Source organism: Sporomusa sp. GT1, assembly GCF_014634905.1.
GTDB lineage: Bacteria > Bacillota > Negativicutes > Sporomusales > Sporomusaceae > Sporomusa > Sporomusa sphaeroides.
The window spans coordinates 1-607 of sequence record NZ_BMBX01000072.1 but is presented as its reverse complement, the minus strand read 5'-3'; the positions used below and the strand labels follow the sequence as shown (position 1 = coordinate 607).

Below are 607 nucleotides of genomic sequence, written 5' to 3'. Positions count from 1 at the left end.
TGTTTCAGTTCCCCGGGTGCCCTCACTACCTTAGTAGTGTGACGGTGCATTACCACCGCCGGGTTCCCCCATTCGGAGATCTAGGAGTCAAAGCTTGCTTGCAGCTCATCCTAGCTTTTCGCAGCTTACCGCGTCCTTCTTCGGCTCTTGGCGCCTAGGCATCCACCGTATGCCCTTATTAACTTGACTTACCTAGCTGCAACTGTCTATAAGCCGCCATCTGCGACGAACCATGGATGGTTCTAGTGTCGATCATGCCATGGACGGCATAATGATCGACCGTCGTTGCTCCTCGGAGTATTTGCTTGCGTACATCAGTACGCGGCGCTGCATACTCCTCCGGTGCGCCTAGCATATGGCACCTTCTAGCCAGTTTCGCCTCAACTTATACTAGCTTTTGCTAATCTAAGTTCTAATAAAAAAAATCCTAATTGCACGTAAAGAACTTCTCATATCTTACTATGAGGCATACTTTACTTTGCTTTCTTCTGTGCAGTTTTCAAGGAACAACGGAACGCATTGCGTTCCTGAACCAGCAACTTCCTAATCTCCCAGGCCGTTTCCAGCCAAGTACCTTCGGCGTTTATGGGCTTAACTACTGTGTTCG

Annotated in this window: 1 rRNA gene; it reads right to left on the bottom strand. The window is 49.1% G+C overall.

Features of this window, described 5'->3' with window-relative positions:
- Positions 1-189, bottom strand: a 23S ribosomal RNA gene (locus GT1_RS21860); the annotation flags it as partial.
- Positions 190-607 lie beyond the last annotated feature (418 nt).